Source organism: Allosphingosinicella sp., from assembly GCF_036403745.1.
Classification (GTDB): domain Bacteria; phylum Pseudomonadota; class Alphaproteobacteria; order Sphingomonadales; family Sphingomonadaceae; genus Allosphingosinicella.
The window spans coordinates 58,218-76,286 of the sequence record NZ_DASWQI010000043.1 but is presented as its reverse complement, the minus strand read 5'-3'; the positions used below and the strand labels follow the sequence as shown (position 1 = coordinate 76,286).

At 64.6% G+C, this 18,069-nt stretch carries 21 protein-coding genes; 9 read left to right on the top strand and 12 right to left on the bottom strand.

The window, feature by feature from the left end; translation table 11 throughout:
• Positions 1-487 precede the first annotated feature (487 nt).
• Together VGC56_RS07055 and VGC56_RS07050 are read left to right on the top strand one after the other, a co-directional pair.
• On the top strand, positions 488-1,789 hold the full coding sequence (locus tag VGC56_RS07055; RefSeq protein ID WP_464124178.1) for a family 1 glycosylhydrolase: 1,302 nt from the start codon (positions 488-490) through the stop codon (positions 1,787-1,789).
• Positions 1,782-2,528, top strand: coding sequence for an SDR family NAD(P)-dependent oxidoreductase (locus VGC56_RS07050; protein ID WP_464124177.1), 747 nt, complete (start codon positions 1,782-1,784; stop codon positions 2,526-2,528). The genes VGC56_RS07055 and VGC56_RS07050 overlap by 8 nt, the downstream gene beginning before the upstream one ends.
• 370 nt (positions 2,529-2,898) lie before the next feature.
• Here VGC56_RS07050 and VGC56_RS07045 read toward each other — a convergent pair whose 3' ends face one another.
• Complete coding sequence (locus VGC56_RS07045) at positions 2,899-3,855, bottom strand: VOC family protein (RefSeq protein WP_464124176.1); 957 nt, start codon at positions 3,853-3,855, stop codon at positions 2,899-2,901.
• 40 nt (positions 3,856-3,895) lie between these two features.
• On the opposite strand from VGC56_RS07045, the gene VGC56_RS07040 reads away from it, so the two are divergent.
• Positions 3,896-5,077: an MFS transporter gene (locus VGC56_RS07040; protein WP_464124175.1), complete on the top strand. Its 1,182-nt coding sequence runs from the start codon at positions 3,896-3,898 to the stop codon at positions 5,075-5,077.
• Here VGC56_RS07040 and VGC56_RS07035 read toward each other — a convergent pair.
• Positions 5,043-6,611, bottom strand: a complete 1,569-nt coding sequence (locus tag VGC56_RS07035; protein ID WP_464124174.1) for an FAD-dependent oxidoreductase — start codon at positions 6,609-6,611, stop codon at positions 5,043-5,045. The two genes, VGC56_RS07040 and VGC56_RS07035, sit on opposite strands and share 35 nt — an antisense overlap.
• Before the next feature lie 85 nt (positions 6,612-6,696).
• On the opposite strand from VGC56_RS07035, the gene VGC56_RS07030 reads away from it, so the two are divergent.
• Positions 6,697-7,140, top strand: coding sequence for a DoxX family protein (locus VGC56_RS07030; RefSeq protein WP_464124173.1), 444 nt, complete (start codon positions 6,697-6,699; stop codon positions 7,138-7,140).
• Between the two features lie 76 nt (positions 7,141-7,216).
• Here the strand turns inward: VGC56_RS07030 and VGC56_RS07025 are convergent, their stop codons facing one another.
• From VGC56_RS07025 to VGC56_RS07015, 3 genes are all read right to left on the bottom strand, one after another.
• Positions 7,217-8,323, bottom strand: a complete 1,107-nt coding sequence (locus VGC56_RS07025; RefSeq protein WP_464124371.1) for an AI-2E family transporter — start codon at positions 8,321-8,323, stop codon at positions 7,217-7,219.
• A gap of 123 nt (positions 8,324-8,446) precedes the next feature.
• Complete coding sequence (locus VGC56_RS07020; RefSeq protein ID WP_464124172.1) at positions 8,447-8,650, bottom strand: hypothetical protein; 204 nt, start codon at positions 8,648-8,650, stop codon at positions 8,447-8,449.
• 221 nt (positions 8,651-8,871) lie between these two features.
• Positions 8,872-9,747 (bottom strand): alpha/beta hydrolase, encoded by an 876-nt coding sequence (locus VGC56_RS07015; RefSeq protein WP_464124171.1) that lies wholly within the window; start codon positions 9,745-9,747, stop codon positions 8,872-8,874.
• Positions 9,748-10,138: 391 nt separating this feature from the next.
• On the opposite strand from VGC56_RS07015, the gene VGC56_RS07010 reads away from it, so the two are divergent.
• Positions 10,139-10,576 carry a hypothetical protein gene (locus VGC56_RS07010; protein ID WP_464124170.1) on the top strand — a complete coding sequence of 146 codons (438 nt, stop codon included), beginning with the start codon at positions 10,139-10,141 and terminating at the stop codon, positions 10,574-10,576.
• Positions 10,577-10,972: 396 nt separating this feature from the next.
• On the opposite strand, the gene VGC56_RS07005 is transcribed toward VGC56_RS07010, so the two are convergent.
• From VGC56_RS07005 to VGC56_RS06975, 7 genes are all read right to left on the bottom strand, one after another.
• Positions 10,973-11,191, bottom strand: a complete 219-nt coding sequence (locus tag VGC56_RS07005) for a hypothetical protein (protein ID WP_464124169.1) — start codon at positions 11,189-11,191, stop codon at positions 10,973-10,975.
• Complete coding sequence (locus VGC56_RS07000) at positions 11,188-11,484, bottom strand: hypothetical protein (protein ID WP_464124168.1); 297 nt, start codon at positions 11,482-11,484, stop codon at positions 11,188-11,190. The genes VGC56_RS07005 and VGC56_RS07000 overlap by 4 nt, the downstream gene beginning before the upstream one ends.
• Positions 11,485-11,911: 427 nt before the next feature.
• On the bottom strand, positions 11,912-12,304 hold the full coding sequence (locus tag VGC56_RS06995) for a hypothetical protein (protein ID WP_464124167.1): 393 nt from the start codon (positions 12,302-12,304) through the stop codon (positions 11,912-11,914).
• A 162-nt stretch (positions 12,305-12,466) separates the two neighbouring features.
• Positions 12,467-12,958 carry a hypothetical protein gene (locus tag VGC56_RS06990; RefSeq protein WP_464124166.1) on the bottom strand — a complete coding sequence of 164 codons (492 nt, stop codon included), beginning with the start codon at positions 12,956-12,958 and terminating at the stop codon, positions 12,467-12,469.
• Positions 12,959-13,390: 432 nt separating this feature from the next.
• Positions 13,391-14,035 (bottom strand): hypothetical protein, encoded by a 645-nt coding sequence (locus VGC56_RS06985; RefSeq protein ID WP_464124165.1) that lies wholly within the window; start codon positions 14,033-14,035, stop codon positions 13,391-13,393.
• Between the two features lie 203 nt (positions 14,036-14,238).
• Positions 14,239-14,760: a hypothetical protein gene (locus VGC56_RS06980; RefSeq protein ID WP_464124164.1), complete on the bottom strand. Its 522-nt coding sequence runs from the start codon at positions 14,758-14,760 to the stop codon at positions 14,239-14,241.
• 72 nt (positions 14,761-14,832) lie between these two features.
• Positions 14,833-15,228: a hypothetical protein gene (locus VGC56_RS06975; RefSeq protein ID WP_464124163.1), complete on the bottom strand. Its 396-nt coding sequence runs from the start codon at positions 15,226-15,228 to the stop codon at positions 14,833-14,835.
• A 100-nt stretch (positions 15,229-15,328) separates the two neighbouring features.
• Here VGC56_RS06975 and VGC56_RS06970 point away from each other — a divergent pair, with 100 nt between their 5' ends.
• The 4 genes from VGC56_RS06970 (at position 15,329) to VGC56_RS06955 (ending at position 18,000) form a co-directional block, all read left to right on the top strand.
• A complete protein-coding gene (locus tag VGC56_RS06970) occupies positions 15,329-15,769 on the top strand; it encodes a hypothetical protein (protein WP_464124162.1) in 441 nt (146 codons plus the stop codon).
• A 673-nt stretch (positions 15,770-16,442) separates the two neighbouring features.
• Positions 16,443-16,646, top strand: a complete 204-nt coding sequence (locus VGC56_RS06965; RefSeq protein ID WP_464124161.1) for a hypothetical protein — start codon at positions 16,443-16,445, stop codon at positions 16,644-16,646.
• A gap of 101 nt (positions 16,647-16,747) precedes the next feature.
• On the top strand, positions 16,748-16,969 hold the full coding sequence (locus VGC56_RS06960) for a hypothetical protein (RefSeq protein ID WP_464124160.1): 222 nt from the start codon (positions 16,748-16,750) through the stop codon (positions 16,967-16,969).
• 518 nt (positions 16,970-17,487) lie between these two features.
• Positions 17,488-18,000, top strand: a complete 513-nt coding sequence (locus tag VGC56_RS06955) for a hypothetical protein (protein ID WP_464124159.1) — start codon at positions 17,488-17,490, stop codon at positions 17,998-18,000.
• Positions 18,001-18,069 lie beyond the last annotated feature (69 nt).

Below are 18,069 nucleotides of genomic sequence, written 5' to 3'. Positions count from 1 at the left end.
CCGCCACGCCGTCCGAGGCTACGGATCAGCCGAGGGCCCTTGGCCGCCCTCGTCATTGAGGAAGATGCCGGCCGCCGTGCCGCCAACGCAACTCGACGATCCGGACCGGAAGACGCTGGCGCAGCAGGCACATCAGAGGCATGCCGACCAGAAAGGTGGCCGTTCTCTCCGAGTTGGGGCCGAATTTCCGCGAGAAGGATGACAGAGGGACCGGTCACGGGCACGTCAGCATCTACTGGGCCTTGGGCGCCGGCCCGAACGGCGGTCGCATCGCGGGAGCGCAGGTTACTGGCGCCGGCGACCCTCAACGAGAACTGTCGACCTCCAGCTCCTGTAGGCCGGTCGCGCGGATCCTTTCATCTGATAAACGGTACACCCCCGTTCGGACCTTGGCGCCACGCGTAGCTTTCCCGGTACGACCCTAATATGAGGAGGGGTCGCTCTCGAAGCCGGCGTAGCCGAAAGGATTTCTGCGATCGCCAACTTCATGTTCTGCACCGGGATCGAGAACAGCGTTCCGACGATCGCCGGGGGCCGCGTCCGCATCGATGAGATGGAGAGCTGCGGCCACTATGAGCGCTGGCAGGAGGATTTCAGCCTCGTCTCCGAGCTCGGCATCCAGTTCCTGCGCTACGGACCACCGATCCATAAGACGTTCATCGGATCGGAGCGATACGACTGGACCTTTGCGGACCTCACCTTCGCCGAGTTGAAACGCCGCAACATCGTGCCGATCGTCGACCTGTGTCATTTCGGCCTTCCCGATTGGCTCGGCAACTTCCAGAACCCCGACTTTCCGGCAGAGTTCGCCAAATATGCCCGCGCGTTCGCCGAGCGCTATTCCTGGTGCCAGCTCTACACGCCGGTCAACGAGATGTATATTTGCGCCATGTTCTCGGCTCGCTATGGCTGGTGGAACGAGCAGATGACGAGCGACTTAGCGTTCGTGACGGCCCTCAAGCATATCGTCCGGGCCAACGTGCTCGCGATGCGCTGCATCCTCGAGGTGCGGCCGGACGCAATCTTTGTCCAGAGCGAATCGAGCGAGTATTTTCACGCCGAAAATCCGGCCGCCATCGAGGCGGCCGAGCATCTCAACGCAATGCGCTTCCTATCGCTCGACCTCAACTACGGCCGCCGGGTCGACTCGGCGATGTACGAGTTCCTGCTGGATAACGGGATGACCAGGGAGGAATACAACTTCTTCCCTGACAACCATCTCAAGCAGCACTGCATCATGGGGAACGACTATTACGTCACTAACGAGCATCGGGTCGCCGCCGATGGATCGACCGGCCCGGCGGGAGAAGTGTTCGGGTACGACGGCATCACCCGCCAATATCACCACCGTTACCACCTGCCGGTAATGCACACCGAAACGAACATCGCGCAGGGGCCGCGCGGCACCGAGGCGGTGGAGTGGCTTTGGAAAGAGTGGTCGAACGTCCTTCGCGTTCGGAACGACGGCGTTCCCATCGTTGGTTTCACCTGGTTCTCGCTGACCGACCAGACTGACTGGGACACCGCCCTTCGAGAGCGCAACAACAATGTCAACGCGGTTGGCCTCTTCGACCTCGATCGCAAGATCCGTCCGGTCGGCGAGGCGTACAAGCAGCTGATTGCGGAGTGGCGGCACGTCCTCCCGACGCAGAGCGTATGCCTCACGGTGCCGGTGGTGATGCCGGTCAGGGCCGAAGGGCAACATGCGAAGGACCAACTCGCTCGTGCCCGCGAGCTGAACGACTATGCCGCCAGCCTGCGGCCATCGAAAGGGAACGAGCATGGATGAACGCTTCTCCGGAAAAGTCGCGATCGTCACCGGAGCGGCCGGCGGCATCGGGGCGGCGATCGCCGACCGGCTCGCCCGGGAAGGCGCCACCGTGGTGATTGCCGACCTCGATCCTGCGGCTGCGGACGCGAAAGCGAAGGCAATCGGAGCTGCCCACGGTCGGCCCGCCATCGGGCTGGCCTGCGACGTCGGGGACGAGGGCCAAGTCGAGGCCTGCGTCGAGACAATCCTGACGAAATTCTCCAGGCTCGACATCATCGTCAACAATGCCGGTCTCATGACTTTCAAGCCGCTGTCCGAGTGGGTCAGCGAGGATTGGTACAAGGTGCTTCGCGTCGATCTGCTTGGAGCGGCGTTCTTCACGAAGCAGGCCTTCCTGCACATGGCCGCCTCAGGAGGCGCGATCGTCAACATCGCCAGCGTTCACGCTCTCGAGACATCGGCCAACGCCGCCCCCTATTCGGCGGCGAAGGCGGCGCTGCTATCGCTTACACGCACGACGTCCATCGAAGGCCGAGCGCGAAACATCCGCGCCAACGCGGTGCTCCCCGGTGCGATCGATACGCCGATGCTCTGGGACAACCCCAATCTCAAGTCGGGCGCGGAAACCATCGACAAGGCCGACGTCGGCACTCCGGAGGATATCGCGGCAGCCGTCGCGTTCCTCGCCAGCGACGACGCGAAATTCATCACCGGCACCACGCTTGCGGTGGACGGCGGACGCCTGGCGAAACTCTGATTTTCGTTACACGCGTGGCGAAGCCACGCTGCAGCTCAATCCAGCCTCGAGACATGGGGGACCGAAGGCACGGTTGATGGAGCTACCGACATGACCCAAATTTCATTGGATCCTAGGGCCTTCCGAGCACAGAGGCAGTGCGAAGCTGCCCCGCTGTCTCCCTTTGCAAGTCGGTTGCGGGTCGGCCCTTCGCGGTGACGGGAATTTCTCTGCGGCCGCGCAGGAAGGCTCCGGGACATCATGGGTGACGTTCCGGAGCCTTTTTGCTGCCAGCACGTCCAATTTTCACGCCCCGGTCCTCACATCAGCGCCCACGTTGCGTGGCCCTGTTGGACGGTTGCTCGCTCGCAACGCCCCAGCCGCCTTCCGTTTACCCCGCGTTCGCCTGGGGCTCGTCGAAGAGCTCGATGAGGTGGCCATCGGGGTCGGAAAGCAGCTCCCGTCCGGGCCGCGCCCCCGGAGCCGAGACCCGTCGGCCGCCGCGAGTCGTCGATGCTGCGGCTAGAGCCTCGCTGTTGCGCGCGGCCGAGATGATCCGTGTGGCTGCGACATCATTCGCGGCAAACCGATCAAACGGCTGGCCATGGCCTCCCCGGTAGTGGAGCAACTCAAGATGCGGCCCGTCCTCCTCCGTATTGAGGCTGGAGATCTCGACCTCCGCTCCCGGCAAGCCATCCAGCCCCGCCTGCGTAGGCCCGGCATTCAGCTGGCTCCCTGCCGGCAAGAGGCCAAGGCCGTTGCGATAGAATTCCTGGCTCTTCGCCATATCCCGTACTGCCAGGGCGCTGTGGTCGATCCCGAGGAACAGGCGGGATGCATCGGCCTTGCCCCAGGCGCCGGCCTTTTCCGGCGGAAACCACGACAGCTCGAGAGGGTGCCCGTCGGGGTCGCGGAACTTGAAGGCGACGATGGATCCTTTGTCCGGCGGGAGCTGCTGCGGCCCATTGGAGGAGATCGGTGTCCACCCCGTCCGCGACTGCAGCGATTGGTAGGCGGCGTCCATTTCGCTCGTGACGATGGCAAAGTGCTGGAACCAGGGATCCGCCGCTCCGCGCGGCGTTGGATAAGGTCTTCCTGTGACCTCGTAGGCGACAAGCTCGATCTCCTGCGCACCGAGCCGCAGGATCGAAGCTTCGGCTCGCGCTCCGGCGAGGCCGGCCAGCGCGGCGAAGGCTGAGCCGGACCGTCGCTCACGCCTGACTTCCTCGAACCCCAGCGCCTCACAATAGAAAGCACAGCTGGCGTCGAGGTGCGGGACCGTCAGTCCGATCCGCGCGATGCGCAGTATGCGACCTTTCTGGCTAACCATCGCAACGCTCGGTGCCACTCGGGGTTGTCGCAGTGCCGCACAACAAGGTGTCCATCACTTGAAGCTCAACCTCCCGTTGCTCGCGCTCGCCGCCGGGGCCTTCGGTATCGGCACGACCGAGTTCGCGCCGATGGGGCTGCTGCCCGTCATAGCGACCGATCTCGGTGTTTCTATCCCCACCGCCGGTCTCCTCGTTACCGCTTATGCGCTGGGCGTCCTTCTCGGAGCACCCCTCCTGACGCTGCCCACCGGGCGCCTGCCGCGCAAGGCCCTCCTCGTGGCGCTGATGGGGCTATTCACGATCGGCAACCTCCTGTCGGCGCTCGCGCCGGGATATCTGAGCCTTCTCGGCGCGCGGCTCGTCACCTCTTTCTGCCACGGCGCCTTCTTCGGCGTCGGTTCAGTCGTTGCCGGCAAGCTCGTGGCGCCGGAGCGGCGCGCCAGCGCCGTGGCGGCGATGTTCATGGGGCTCACCATCGCCAATATAGGCGGCGTTCCGCTGGCGACCTGGGTGGGCCAGAGGATCGGCTGGCGGGCGGCCTTCGGTGGCATCGGCGCTCTAGGCATAGTCGCAATGCTGAGCCTCCTGCTGGCACTCCCGAAAGACAAGGGCGCCGGCGCAATCGATGTCCGCCGCGAAGTGAAGGTGCTAGGCCGACCCGCGGTGCTGCTGGCCCTCGCCACGACGGCGCTGGGCTCCGGCGCAATGTTCACCGTGTTCACCTACATCGCGCCGATCCTGCAGAAGGAGGCCGGCGCCTCCCAGACCTTCATTACGGCAATGCTGGTTCTCTACGGCATCGGCCTCACCGCCGGAAATTACCTCGGCGGGCGCTTCGCGGACCGGGCCCTCAAGGGAACGTTGCTGGTGGTCCTCTCGAGCCTGACGCTGCTCCTCCTCCTGTTTGCGTTCACGATGCGGAGCGAGACGAGCGCTGCGCCGACCATCTTCGCCTGGGGCGTCGCCACCTTCGCGCTCGTCCCTCCGCTTCAGGCACGGGTGATGCAGGTCTCGGCCGAAGCGCCGAACCTCGCTTCCTCCATCAACATCGGCGCGTTTAACCTCGGGAATGCAATCGGCGCGGCCTTGGGCGGCGCCGTTATCCGCTTTGGCCTCGGCTACCCCTCCGTGGCCGTGGCCGGGGCGCTGCTGTCGCTCGGCGGTCTGCTTCTGGTCCTGGTGTCTATGCCCGGCTCTGCGGCGGCTAAGCCCCGAGCCGCGCCTTCAGGTGCTCGCTGACCCGCAGCGCGTTGGCGATGATCGTCAGCGTCGGATTGACCGCTCCGATCGACGGGAAGAATCCGGCATCGACGACGTAGAGGTTGTCCACCTCATGCGCCCGGCAGTCGAGATCGAGAACCGAGCTGGCCGGATCCGTCCCGAAGCGCATCGTCCCCGCCTGGTGCGCGGTCCCCCCGATCGGGATGTCCTTTCCGAGGTAGAGCGAGCGCTCGATGAGGTGGGGGTGTGCGTCGAGCTTGCCGAGCAGGCCCTGGAGCTTGTGCCGGAGCCGGCGGTGAGCCTCCCCGCCCGTCGGCTGCACGTCGAGCGTCACGCGCCCGTCCTTGGCAAGCGTGATCCGGTTCTCGGATTTGGGAAGATCCTCGCTCATGAGCCAGAAGTCGATGGCGTGCCGGGCGAGCTCTGCGAACGGCCTGTCCGGGAACCATTGCAGGATTTTTGGCAGCGCTTCAGCCTCGACGGAAGGACCGTGGCTTTTCCCCAGCGTCTGGATGCCGCCGAGCGGATATTCCCAATCGTCGGCGCCAAAATAGAAATCGTTGAGGGCCATCGTTTTCTGGAAGACCGTGTCGTTCCGCTCGAGCGAGACCGCCATCAGGGCCGAATTGTTGTGGCGCATGTAGTTGCGGCCGACCTGTCCGGAACCGTTCGCCAGGCCTTCCGGATGCGCATCGCTGGCCGACCGGAACATCAGCAGCGCGGAGGAGAGTGCGCCGCAGGCGACGACGACGATGTCGCCCCGGAAGACATGGGGCCCCTTCTCTCCCAACACATGCACGGCCGTGACAGCCCGGCCGCCGGGATCCGTCTCGAGCCGCTCGACATAGGCGCCGGTGAGAAGCGTGACGTTGGCGTGCGTCAGCGCCGGGTCGACGCAGATGATCTGTGCGTCCGCCTTGCCGTTGGTGAGACACGGAAACCCGTCATAGGCGTCGCAGCGGATGCAGGCGCTGTGTGGCTTGGGCTTTCCACCCTCCTCGTCCAGCAGCATGGCAAGCGGTTGCGGGAAGGGATGAAGCCCCTCCCGCTGGAGGGCCTCGCACAGTTGCGCGATCCGGGGCTCATGAGAAACGGGCGGGTGCTTGTATGGTGCGCTCGCCCACGGCTCCGTGGGATCGACGCCGTGCTGGCCGTGCACCTCGAAGAGGTGCTCGGCGCGCGTATAATAGGGCTCGAACTCATCGTAGCTTACGGGCCAGGCGGGCGAGATGCCGTCGTTCAGAACCAGAGCCCCGAAATCCTCCTTCCGCAGCCGGAAGAGCGCGCCTCCGTAGACCTTCGTGTTGCCGCCGACGAAATAATGGAGGCCCGGATGGAATGCCTCGCTGTCGCGCCCATACCAGGTCTCCTTCGCCTGATAGCGCCCCTGGACGAACACCGCGTCGGCGTCCCAGTTCTGCCGCTCGCGCGGCAGATAGTCTCCCCGCTCAAGGAGGAGGACGCGCTTACCGGTCGCGGCGAGCTGGAGCGCGACGGTGCCGCCGCCCGCACCCGAGCCGACGATGATCACGTCATAGGTGACATCTTCCAAAGTCGTGCGTTCCTTGGGTTGGAGGCGAGACGAAGGGCCCTCTCGCACAGCTTGAACGCAAGGCAAAGGTGAGCGATCCAGCGTCATGACATGGTTGCCCACACTCGTCTGGTACGGCGCACGCATCTGCCTCGTGGCAATGTTTCCGTTCAGCGCGCTCGATAAGGTCATCCACTGGCGAAATTCGCTCGCCCAGACCGGCAGCGCGGGACTGCCGGGAGGGAGGGTGATGCTCGTCCTGGCGATAATCGTCGAGGCGGCGACGCCGGTCTTCATCGTTGCAGGTTGGTACGATCCGCTCGCCGCGTCCCTGCTCGCCGGCTTCTGCGTCGTCACCGCTTTCCTCTACCACCCGTTCTGGCGGTATCGTGATTTCTGGTCTCCACGCGACGACAGCGTCGCGAGGGAGCATTTCTGGCAGTTCCTAAAGAATTTTGGCCTGGTAGGCGGACTTCTCCTCGTGATCTTCGGCGGCACCCTTGCCCCGCCGGGGGACGTGCTGCGACACCTCTTGTCGCCGCACGGATAACGACTAACAGGATGCCGTGCGTGCGACAGCCAAGCGGCCTCGCAGAGAGTTCGCCGCTCAAAAGGGGGAGGCGCGCTCAAGGCAGAGGCTGGGAAGGCTCCGCTGCCTGCGCCCCGTCAAACGTTCGCTCCGGCCCGCCAGTCGGCACTCGCATACAGTCGCGCCAAAGGAGCATCAGGACGGCCATTGTCGCCGGGCCGATGAAGAGCCCGAGCAAGCCGAGCGTCTCCACGCCGCCGAGGATGCCGAAGAGCACGAGCAGGAAGGGCAGGCGGGTCGCGCCGCCAATGAGGGCGGGCCGCACGAAATGGTCGGCGACGCCGACCACTACCAGGCCCACGGCCACGATCGCTGCGGCCCAGATTACCGATCCCTGTGCGAGGAGGAGCAAGGCGGCGAGGCCGAACATGAGTATGGCGCCGAACGGGATCATGGCCGCTATTGCGGTCGCGAAGCCCAGAAGGACCGGATGGGGAACTCCGGCGAGGAGATAGAAGACTGTCATGACGGCGCCCTCTCCCAGCCCGACGAAGACGAGACCGTTGATCGTCCCTCGGACCGATAGCACCACCTGCTGCGCAACGCGCTCACCCGTTGGCCCCAGGAGCCGGGCGCCGGTGACCCGCAGCTGAGCAAGGATGGCCTCCTGCTCCTTCAGCAGGAAGAAGTAGCTGAGGAGGGTGAGGGCGAAGACGATTGTCCGGTGTAGAATCTCACCGCTCCAGACGCGGCTGTGGTGAATGGCGGTTGCATGGACGTGCGCCAGCTCGCGCGCGGCGGCGTCGGGAGTCGCCAGGTTCACCTGCCACCAGTGCGCCGCCCACGCGCCTCCGATCGGCAGCCGCGGCACCCAGGCAGGCACAGGGACGCCGGTGGAACGTGCCGACGCGATCCAGTGCATCAAGTCTGCCTGCTCGCGGACCCCTTCGGCCACCGCGGCGGCAAGCGGCACCAGCAGCGCCAGGGCAAAAAGGCCGGTGAACAAGGCTGGCAGCAGCAGGCCCCGACGCAGCCGTGGATGGCGCTGCGCGAGCCGCTCGTAAAACGGTCCCGTCGCGATGGCGAGGATCACCGCCCACACGAGTGCCGCGAGCAGATGCCGCTCGATCCACAAGCCAAGCAAAAGCAGCGCGGTGACGAGGCAGGTCTTCGCTATGCGCCGCCTCGGACCGGATTCCGACATCTCACCCGCCTCGGAATTCATCCCGGCCTCCGAAAAACGAGGCAGCGCCCTCGTTCCCGCATGCCGAGTGACAAGCTCAGGCGAGGGAACCTGGGTGATCTACGCAAGAAGCGGGAGAGGAGCCTAGTGCTTCCTCGCCTTCTTCTTCGCGTGGTGATGACCAGCAACGCATCCGGCCGCCGCGCCGGCTTTGCCGTGATGGCCCATGAGGTGGCCAGCAACGGCGCCGGCGGCCGCACCCTTCATGCAGCCTTTTGCAGACGCGGGCGCGGCAGCGCCCGCTGCGACAAAGGCGATGCCTGCGGCAGCGGCAATGATCCGGTTCATCTCACTCTCCTATTGGTGAGCGTGCAAACGTGCGATTGCGGCCTTGGTTGCTGCCGGACCCGGTAAAGTGGAGCTGAACCTCGCTCTCCAATCGCGGCCCTTCAGCACCCGACGCGTTGAGCCCCAAAACGAAAGCTAGTGCCGGGCATTGGCGGTTCGCCGAGAGAGGCCAGTTGTGCGTCCACGCCGGGCGCGGGTAGCGCGGCATCAGCACTTCCAAATTAAGGCGTGGGTTTGCCGCGCGTCACCTCGTCTACAAAGCGAGCGACGTCATCGAGGACGGGTGCCCGTCCACGCAGCGGGCGGGCGATCGCCGTCAGGACACCGACGTGGCCGAGGCCGGAATATCGCACTATGCGGGCCGGAACTCCGGCCGCGCGGAGCTTGGCAGACAGCGCCTCGCTGTTCCTTGGAAGCACCGTTCGATCAGCGTCTCCGACGAGCAGCAGCGCCGGTGGGTCTCCGGCGCCGGCCCAAGTGACGGGCTGCGTCTCCTCGGCCTTCGGCCAACGGCCGAACGCCTCCCGGCTGGCCGCAACGTCGAACGGGGCAAAGTCGTATGGGCCGGCGAGGCCGGCGAAACCCCGAACCAGGGCGCGATCGCTGCCAAGCCAGCGCCCGTCGACCGAGAGCATCGCCGCGATGTAGGCGCCCGCGGAATGCCCCGCGAGAACGATGCGTCTCGGATCGCCGCCGAACTCCGCTGCATGGGCCGCCGCCCACCGGACCGCCGCAGCCCCGTCCTCGATGAAGGCGGGATATCGCACCTCCGGCACCAGCCGGTAATCGGGGATGACGACCACGAACCCGCGCGCCGCGAGCGCTTGGCCGACGAACCCGTAGCCCTCGCGCGTGCCGCTGTTCCACGCGCCGCCGTAGAAGAATATGACGACCGGCCGCCCCTGTCCTGCCACTCGCGGCGCGTACACATCGAGGCGCCGACGGGGTCCCTCGCCATAGGGGAGCCCCGCGGCCACGCGCGCACCGCCGGCGTCCTTCGGCACGAGGAGGTTGAAGGTTTTCAGCGGCGAGCAGGCCACCGCGGCGAAGAAGCCGACCACAAGGAGGAGCAGCAGGCTGAGAAGCTTCGGTGCCATAGCATGGCGGCAAAGACGATTCAGGCGGCATAGGCAAGGCAGACCGTCCCAGGGAGGCCGCTCACCGCCGTGAGAGGCGGTGCATCCGGTCGCGGGCTCAGCGCGTAGCTGGGAAGCAATGGCGCGACAGGAGCGGATAATGGGTCATGGCGCCCGAACACCGCCCGGACCGCCGCTGAGGGCGCTGGTCCTGTCTCCCCTCGTCGACGTCGCTAGCACGCCGCCGGGCGGCCCGACGATCGTCCAGCACGTCGACCTCTTCGTGGCGGGCGCCTCCACGGCGAGCGGAGTCGCAACTCTGTCCCTTGCGGCGGGGAGCCGCAGCCTGAGGATCGCAATTGCGGATCTTGATGGCTTCCGCTCCTGTAGCGTGAGGCCTCGTTCTTTAGGAATGCTCGCGCAGGGAAGTCTCAATCCATCCGACCGGATGCTGCGCGCGCTGGAGGTGATCATCGTTCGCGCAGGATGCGACCGTGCACCTTTTATCCGAGACGTCCCTCTATGCAACGCGGTCGTGCCTCCTTCATTGTCCCTGAACCACCATGCCCCACCGGCCGCCATCGAGATCGCGGGGATGCGCGCGGAGGCCATCCTGGGGATCGCAGTCGCACCGCGCCACGCGGCACCAGAGGTGCAGAACGCCGGCACGGACGGTGCGGGTGACCATCCCCAGTCTCTTCGCTATCTCCGGCGGCGGCTCGCCGACGAGCTGTCGGCCGCAGCCGACGCGAGGCCGCCAGTCACCACGTCCCGGCACGTTGAACTGGCCACGCTCTTCGCGCGCAAAATTCAGGAACGACAAAAGGGAGGCTCCGCCGCTGCCCTTTAGACGCCCAAGGCGATAGCTCGGAAGGTGCGCGTAATGAAGAGGAGGCCCAGTCGAACGTCTGCTTTCTACCCATTGCGGACATACGAAGCCAGCGGCAGACTGGCGGTATGAGCGCTGAGCCGGAGAGTCGCATGGCGATGAACAACGTCGGCGCCATAGCTTATGGAGCGGCAGCGGTCCTGATCCTCGTCCTGTGCGCCAGGGTTGATAAAATCATCTGCGGATTCGGCGCTAGCTGCGAAGCTGTGCGATGATGTCGTCGCGAACGTCCGCTATGCACCCGACGCTGCATGACCAGTCCAGCCGCCATCGACTCCACCTCAAGTCGAACCCGCGAATAAACGCTGCGCTGCGAGTTTCAGAAAAGCCGAGGCATCTGTATACTTTGCAAACACGCTAGAGCGCGGTGCGGCGCCTAATCATAACGAAGATAATGATCCCATAGAGCGCGGCTTCACCGGCAAGCAACCGCCAGAGGGCAGGCGCACGACCGGCCTCGCATGCGGCATCAAAGCAGTCGCCCATGGTGGCGAGCCCGAGAAATATCAGAGCGATCGGCCAATAAACCAAGGTGACGAGGATGAACGGGCCGATCCGGCGGAAGCTGGGGCTCATTCGCGCTTCCCCAGCACATTCGCCCCGGCCACCTTCCGCAACCTCCCATTCCACCGCGCCTCGTCCTCGTCCTCCGATCCGGCGAGTGCGTACCTCGAGGGCGCTTTGAGGACGCCATAGGCAGAGGCGGCGAAAACGATGACCCAGGAGATCATGCAGAGCTTGAAGCCGATTGGATCGGCCGCATAGCAAACCATCTCGCCTTTCCACGGGGTAGTTCCCGTAATAAGGGCGATCGCGAGCACCGTGCCGGAAATCGCGCCTCCGACGACATACCAGCGGCGGCGCGTCACTCCGGCTTCTCCACCGGCTTATGGTTCTCCAGCTTCACCATAGCCAGCTCCTCCAGCCTCGGAATTGGCGCCAGCTTAGCGCCACAATCCCCGCATTGGCTACAGCGTGGGCGGCGGATTAGCTTCAGGGCCGGCACCTACCGAGCTGCACGTAAATCCCATTGATCGCGGCGAGCAGCCCCTGCTGCCGCCCGAACGTCGCCGCGAGCGTGTCGTCGGCCGCCTGCCGCGTCATGAGCTGCCAGGATTGGTCGAACGGCCACCGCTCCGGCGCCCGGTTGGCGAGGAACGCCAGGACGAAGCGCAGCTCCGGCGGCGGCTCGACCGGCCCTTGCTGCGCCGCTCCTCCACGGCCTCAGCTGCGGCGAGTGCCTTCGCAGTGAGCTAATCTTCTGAGAATCGGGGCACGTGGAAAACGGACATTCGACTAATCGCTGGTGACGGCCTTGCGGATGGCAGACGGCACCCGGACAAGTGCCAATAGGATGTTCATGCCATAGAGCCAGGCGAACGCCCCAGCGGCAAACTTAAGGCCTCCAGAGAGGCCGTCATCAGCGAAGCCGAAGAAAAACGCCGCGAACGCTGCGGACAGGCAGACAATCGTGCCGTGGAGGCTTCGCAGGTCGTACCGCAACCTTCGCCCGTGAAGGCCCTGCTCAATCCAAAATCGACCATGGTCGTAAATCACCATTGCGGGCCAGTTTGGCCCTGACGGATTGCGCCAAAGCGGGTGGTCGAAAACAAGATAGTCCGAGCCGCGCTCCCGTACGCTTTTCCGTTGCCTTTCCAGCAGGTGCTCCACGGGGTCGAGCGCGACCACATCAGGACCCACGCCATCCACGGGGACGGAGCCGCGTAAGTGCCAAACAAAGCTCAACATGCGCGGCAATGGCTACGGCCGCGCCTGAATGTCCGCAATGGCTCGTAAGCGGACGCTCCCCTTAACGTCGGCTATGGGTGGAAAGCGGACGCCAGGCCGGCTTCAGCAGCCCTCGCTTTCGGCGGCATCATAAGATGGCAGGTACCTGAAGCCGATGCCGAACCTGCCGTGCGGCGGATCGAAGCCGTTCATCCAGTCGAATCTCCCGATGAACATGTGCGGAGCCGCGCAGGCAGTCGCCCGGCTGCACCTGCTCAACGACGTGCGAATTGGGTCGATCCGTACGCAGTTATTGCGACCGACCACCAGGAAGACGTCCTGCTCGACATGATAGAGATTGAGCGAGCTGGCGCCCGTCCATCCGCCTTCCCCGTTCAGCCGCCTCGTTCGAACAGCACCGCCTGCGGTCCTCAGCGCGACGGAGCGTTCTGCGCGCCTGCCGAGCGTTGTCTGGAAGGATCGAATGGTGAGGGTCGCGCCGCTGAACCCGAGCGGTGCTGTGGCAGCCTGAACCCGCAGCGCCTGCGGCGCAGGCATCGTTCTTTCAGAGACTGCCGCGGACAGCCATGCACGAAGAAGAAGGACTTCGATCATCTGAGAATCCTGCTCCCTTGTCCGAAGGTCCGCAATGGGTCGTAAACGGACGCTCGGGCTGAACGTGCGCAATGGGTGGGCGACTACGTTAGTCCGCCACTTGTGATGGAGCGGGTTCCTCTCCCCGGACGTTTGGACGAGACGCCAACTGCCCGGCCTCTTCGGCGAGGCGTAGCAGGGTGGCACGCTCATCCATACCGGCCGGAAGCGGCACTGCTCCGGCTCGCCTACGGATCCTGCCTAGTCGCTCGTCAGGGAGCGAACAGGATGTGAAGTCATCCCAATCCCACTCGCCGCCGGTGCCGGCGAGGAAGGACCCGATTGTTTCAGCGATGTACGCGGCGGCTAGCTCGGGCTCCGTCATACCCGTTCCTCTGGAGCGTGTGCCTGATGTCCGCAATGGGTGGAAAGCGAACACGACCGACCGTGCCTTTACTCGGCCCCATAGACACGCGCGATCTCCCCGGCTCCGGGAAGGTCCAGCATCCTCCGGGCAAGGGAAAGCAGTTCGGCCCGGGAGTCGATCGCGCAATAACGCGTGCTCCAGACGTCCAAGCCCCGAGACTCGCGGATCATGTCGGATGGGCAACGCTGCTGGAGGACGCGAAACTTAACGATCAACCCGGCCTTCTTCTGCTCCCGCGCGAGAAGGGTGTAGTTGCTTCCGGGAAGTATCCCACCTTGAAGCGCCCAGAGCTCCCATTGGGTCGACTGATACCTAGCCTTCCCGAGGCGGACGAAAAATCCGTAGTCCCAGTGAGCAGCTCCGAGCTTGGCTCGCGCGTTCGCGCGCGCCAGGACGGCGGCGCAATGGAAAACCCCGTAATTGCTGAACCGGTACCAGGCCTCTTCCTGTTGTAGGTTGGTCTTGGCCGGGGTGAAGCGCCAGTCGCCGAACCCAATCCGAGACGTGCACCCAAACGTGTCCCCATTGGCGAAGCCGCGAGGCCATAGGTCCTCCCAGGCAAAGTTGTAGAGGGGAAGACTGGAGTGAATGGGCTCCACGACGACTTCCGCATCACGTCTGGCCTGCACCGGACCTGTCAGAGCGATGGAGGCCGCGACCCATGCGCCCACGCAAAGCGGCCCTCGGTGCCGCGCCGTTATCCGGACCTCCATCGACCGCAGTTCTATACCTCCCCTCAATGTCCGCAATGGGTCGAACGCAGACACTCGGAAATAGCAGCCGGGTTGGAGAGCCCAGCGCTCCGGCCTTCAACCCGCCCTCACAGCCCGGCAGCTGCTTTTCACGGTGTAGGCATAGAACGCACCGCTGGGCACTAACGGACCAGGATGCGGTGATACTCGATGTCGACCGTCGGCGCGCCGCCTCCGGGCGAGCGCTCCAGCATCAGCACGCCGACGAGGCCAGGCGCACGGACATCACCCCAGTAGGATGCCGTGCCGGCACGGGCGTCGACCCTGTAGAAATCCGGCGGCGCCGCCTGCAACCGTAACGCGCCCTGCTCGATCTGGAGGCGAAGCTTCTTGCGCTCACTGGCGGAAACCGGCCCGTACAGGGCTACGCCGCAGGTGATTACGTTGGACCGGTTGCCCGCGTAAGCGAATGCCCGACCGCGCGGGCCGCCAACCGGTATTGCTTGCGCTGGCTTGTCCATCACGCCGGGCGGCACCCGGGAGGACGCCCGGGCCGCTTCGAAAGGATGATCCGGCGCGGCGAGGCAGGCGTGGAGGGCTTCCGCAACCGGGTCGTGCCGGGCGGCCGCGGCGGTTGCTAGTCCCGCTACAATGGCTCCGGCGGCGGATAACGCCCTGAGCAAGATGAACAGAACAGATTTCATGATCGCCTCCTCTGGTGCTTTCTCACGCCGCGGCGCCTGCCTTCGATAGCTCAAAGCCTCCGCCACGTGCACTCACTCAGCAGTCTCGAGGTTGTCGACGCCTGCCCTTCCGCGGACCCGGAACGCACCAGAGTAGCTGTCCCCATCCCAGCCTTCGGCCCTGTAAAGAACACCGTCCCGCAGCGGTCGCGCCTTGACCGTTTCGGTCATGCCACGCGGGGCGGAACCGTAGATGATTGGAAACTTATTCTCACAGGGCGGCGGTAGATACTGACCCGCCTCCAGCTCCCAAATGACTTCACCAGCTTCGCCCGTCACCTTGAACTCAGAAAAGCAGCCGGTGTTTTTGGCCTTCTGAGGCACAAATGCCACCCTGCCCTCGAGCGCCACGGCTTGAAGACCATAGTGATAGCTGCATCCGCTTAGCGCCAGCGTCAATGACAACGTCACTAATAAGGTTGACCTCATCCGCGACGCATAGGTCGGAGCTGCTAATGTCCGCAATGGGTCGAAAGCAGACGCTCCCGCTGAACGTCCGCAACGGCTGGAAAGCGGACATCGGTCGAGTATGCTCACGCCGATGAAGGTCCGGAGAAAGTTACTCGTTGCTGGTGTGGCTCTGTGGAGTTCCGGTTGCCAGCATTCGCCTCGCGCGGTTCTGCAAGCTGAACGGACGGAGGCGCTCACCCCCACGGCACTGATCGCTACGGCACATGCCCGCAGGGGCCAGACCGTCACCGTCGTAGGTTACTTTACTTGGCGCACCGACACCCGTGCATTCTGGGAGAACCGCGATGCCGATCTCGATGCCGAGCACGAGCGGAAGGGCTCGGGCTTCGACTACTGGGCGAAGTGCGCGACCATATACCCGCTGCGTGACCTTCGGCGGCTCTCTGACCGTCAGGTCCACATAACCGGCAAGGTCACCGTTATCCGTGAGGACGACATGCGCAGCCTGTGGACATGCAATGCCGTCTCGCTTGAAGACGCGGTTATCACCGCCGAATGAAGCCGAATGTCCGCAATAGGTCGTAAGCGGACGCTCCCGCTGGACGTCCGTTGTGGGTGGAAAGCGGACGTTAGAGCCCGCGCCTGTTTGCAACGAAGGTGGCGATTATGTCGTTTACAAACCCACTAGAATGGAGCGGGGGCCGTGGGGGTGTACTCGCTGTACGCAGCCTCCGGGCATATTACCGCCGCCAGCAGGAGTAGGGCGAGCACCAGAAGCAGGGTTTGTCGGCTCCGAAGGCGCGTCACTCCGGCTTCTCCACCCGCTGATTCTTATGGCGTTCATGGATGGCTTGCAGATGGTTCGAAATGCGCACTAGCAACGTCACGACGCTTGCGAACCCCACCGCCACGACGAGCAATAGCACTTGGAGGGTGCTCACTCCGGCTTCTCCACAGGCTTATGCTTCACCAGCTTCCCCACGCTCGCCTCCTCATTCCTCGTCAGGCAAACTAGCGGCTCTCAGAATGTCCGCAATGGGTCGAAAGCAGACGCTCGCGTCACGGCACGGTAACACGAACTGTTCCCCGCGCTCGGGCGACTAGGACAATCACCGTGAGCGGCTCCTCCGTCGCCGCTCGGCCGCCTTAGCGCCGGCGGCAGCTAAGCCGGGGGGTTGCGATCCGGGCCTCTACTGTGTCACATTGCCAACACACATCGGAAGGGGGCTCGGATGCCATTCATGATGCTGATTGCTGCAATCGTCGGAGGGCTGATCGCGGTCGGGGTGCTCCTCCTGCTCCAGTCCGTCGTGCAGGCATCCCATCCCGGCTGGACCCTTCCGTTCAGCGCCTGGTCGGGCCTGCTGCTCTCCGTTCCAGCCCTCTTCGCCGCACTCCTCCAGGGGCTGCAGGGAATTGGCCGTCGTACACCGTAGGCTGGCCCTGGCGCAGCCACGGCAAATGTAAGGCTAAGTCCCACGTCTGGTGAACGCCCGCAAAGGGTGGAAAGCGGACATCCGAGATGTATGGTCAGCCCATGGATGACCCGCTGAAGATCGATCCCGGCTACAGAAGGGCCGCTTTACGAGGCATGTGGTCTGCCGGGGCGTTCGCCATTGTTCTTGCGGCGCTCGCCGGCCTGATCTGGATGGGGGCGATAGGACAGCGCGATGATGCGCCGATGGTGCTGCTGATGGCCGCTGGCAGCGCCGCCCTCTTTATCGTCATGCGATTCTTCATCCGCGCCGCCACGGACTGATCACCGGCCGCTGTCGCTTCGCGCGGAAAGCGGTCGTTCAGTCGGGCTCGAAGGCTTCCACGTCGAAGGGCACGGATGGGCTCAGATTGCCGCCGAACTTTTCAGCTGCGCATCGGGCGTGCGCGAAGAGTTGCTGGGTTGGGCCGCCACGAGGAGCCCGAAGGCGAGACAGCAGAATGCTCAGGGCCATGCGGTCAGCCTTGGCGATGGCCTCCTCGCAGTAGCAGCACTGATACTCTAGCCCAAACGCCATGCCAGAGCATCGCAGCCCCGCCCAATGTCCGCAATGGGTGGAAAGCGGACGTGGCGCATCGCCCCGGCCGGTCTCCGACCTCCTCGCGGAGCGAAGGCCGCGATCAAGCCGTTTTCAGATACGCGAACTACCTTCCCGGTTGATCCGGGCCGCGAGCGGTGGCAGCCATTCGTCCCGCGCAGGTGGGGATGATCTGGATAAGCACAGACTAGGTGCAGCAACTGCCCCGGCCCTTCTCTGCACCGGAGCGGGCGCTAGGGAATCGTTGTCGGTCAAGACCGTTGTCGGCACGGTCACGGCCGCATGTGAGGCGCTTCCTGGCAGCGCCTACGACGGCGCCTATCGCTATAAACTGGCTCATCGCACGATCGCCACGTCTGAGGATGCCTGCACGCCCGACGGCGCTGCCACCTCTGTGGCGCTAAGGCGCAAATGGGCCGCTCCCGATCGAACGACGCTGCTCACTGTCGAGGAACACAGCACCGTTGAGCAGACCATCCGTCTTTTTCACTTCCGCCGCGGACTGCCCGGACTTATGATGGTGACGTTCGGCGGCGACATCTTCTCCGCGGTCCAACTCGGGCCTCACAAATTCCGTATCAGAGTGCGAGGTTTGGGGTTCGGCGCCTACGATCCCTCATCCAAATCGTGGAATTGCGAGTACGAGGTGGATTTTGCCGCCCGCTCTGTCGAGAGCGGTCTCTTCGGCCGGCACGATCACGGCGTTGAGAAGGACGCGTGCGGCACTCCGAAGGTGGAGGAGCTTCGCACAAGGTGATCGGCAAACGTCGCTCTCGAGACCGAGGAGGAGTGCGTCGGCTAATGTCCGCAATGGGTCGCAAGCGGA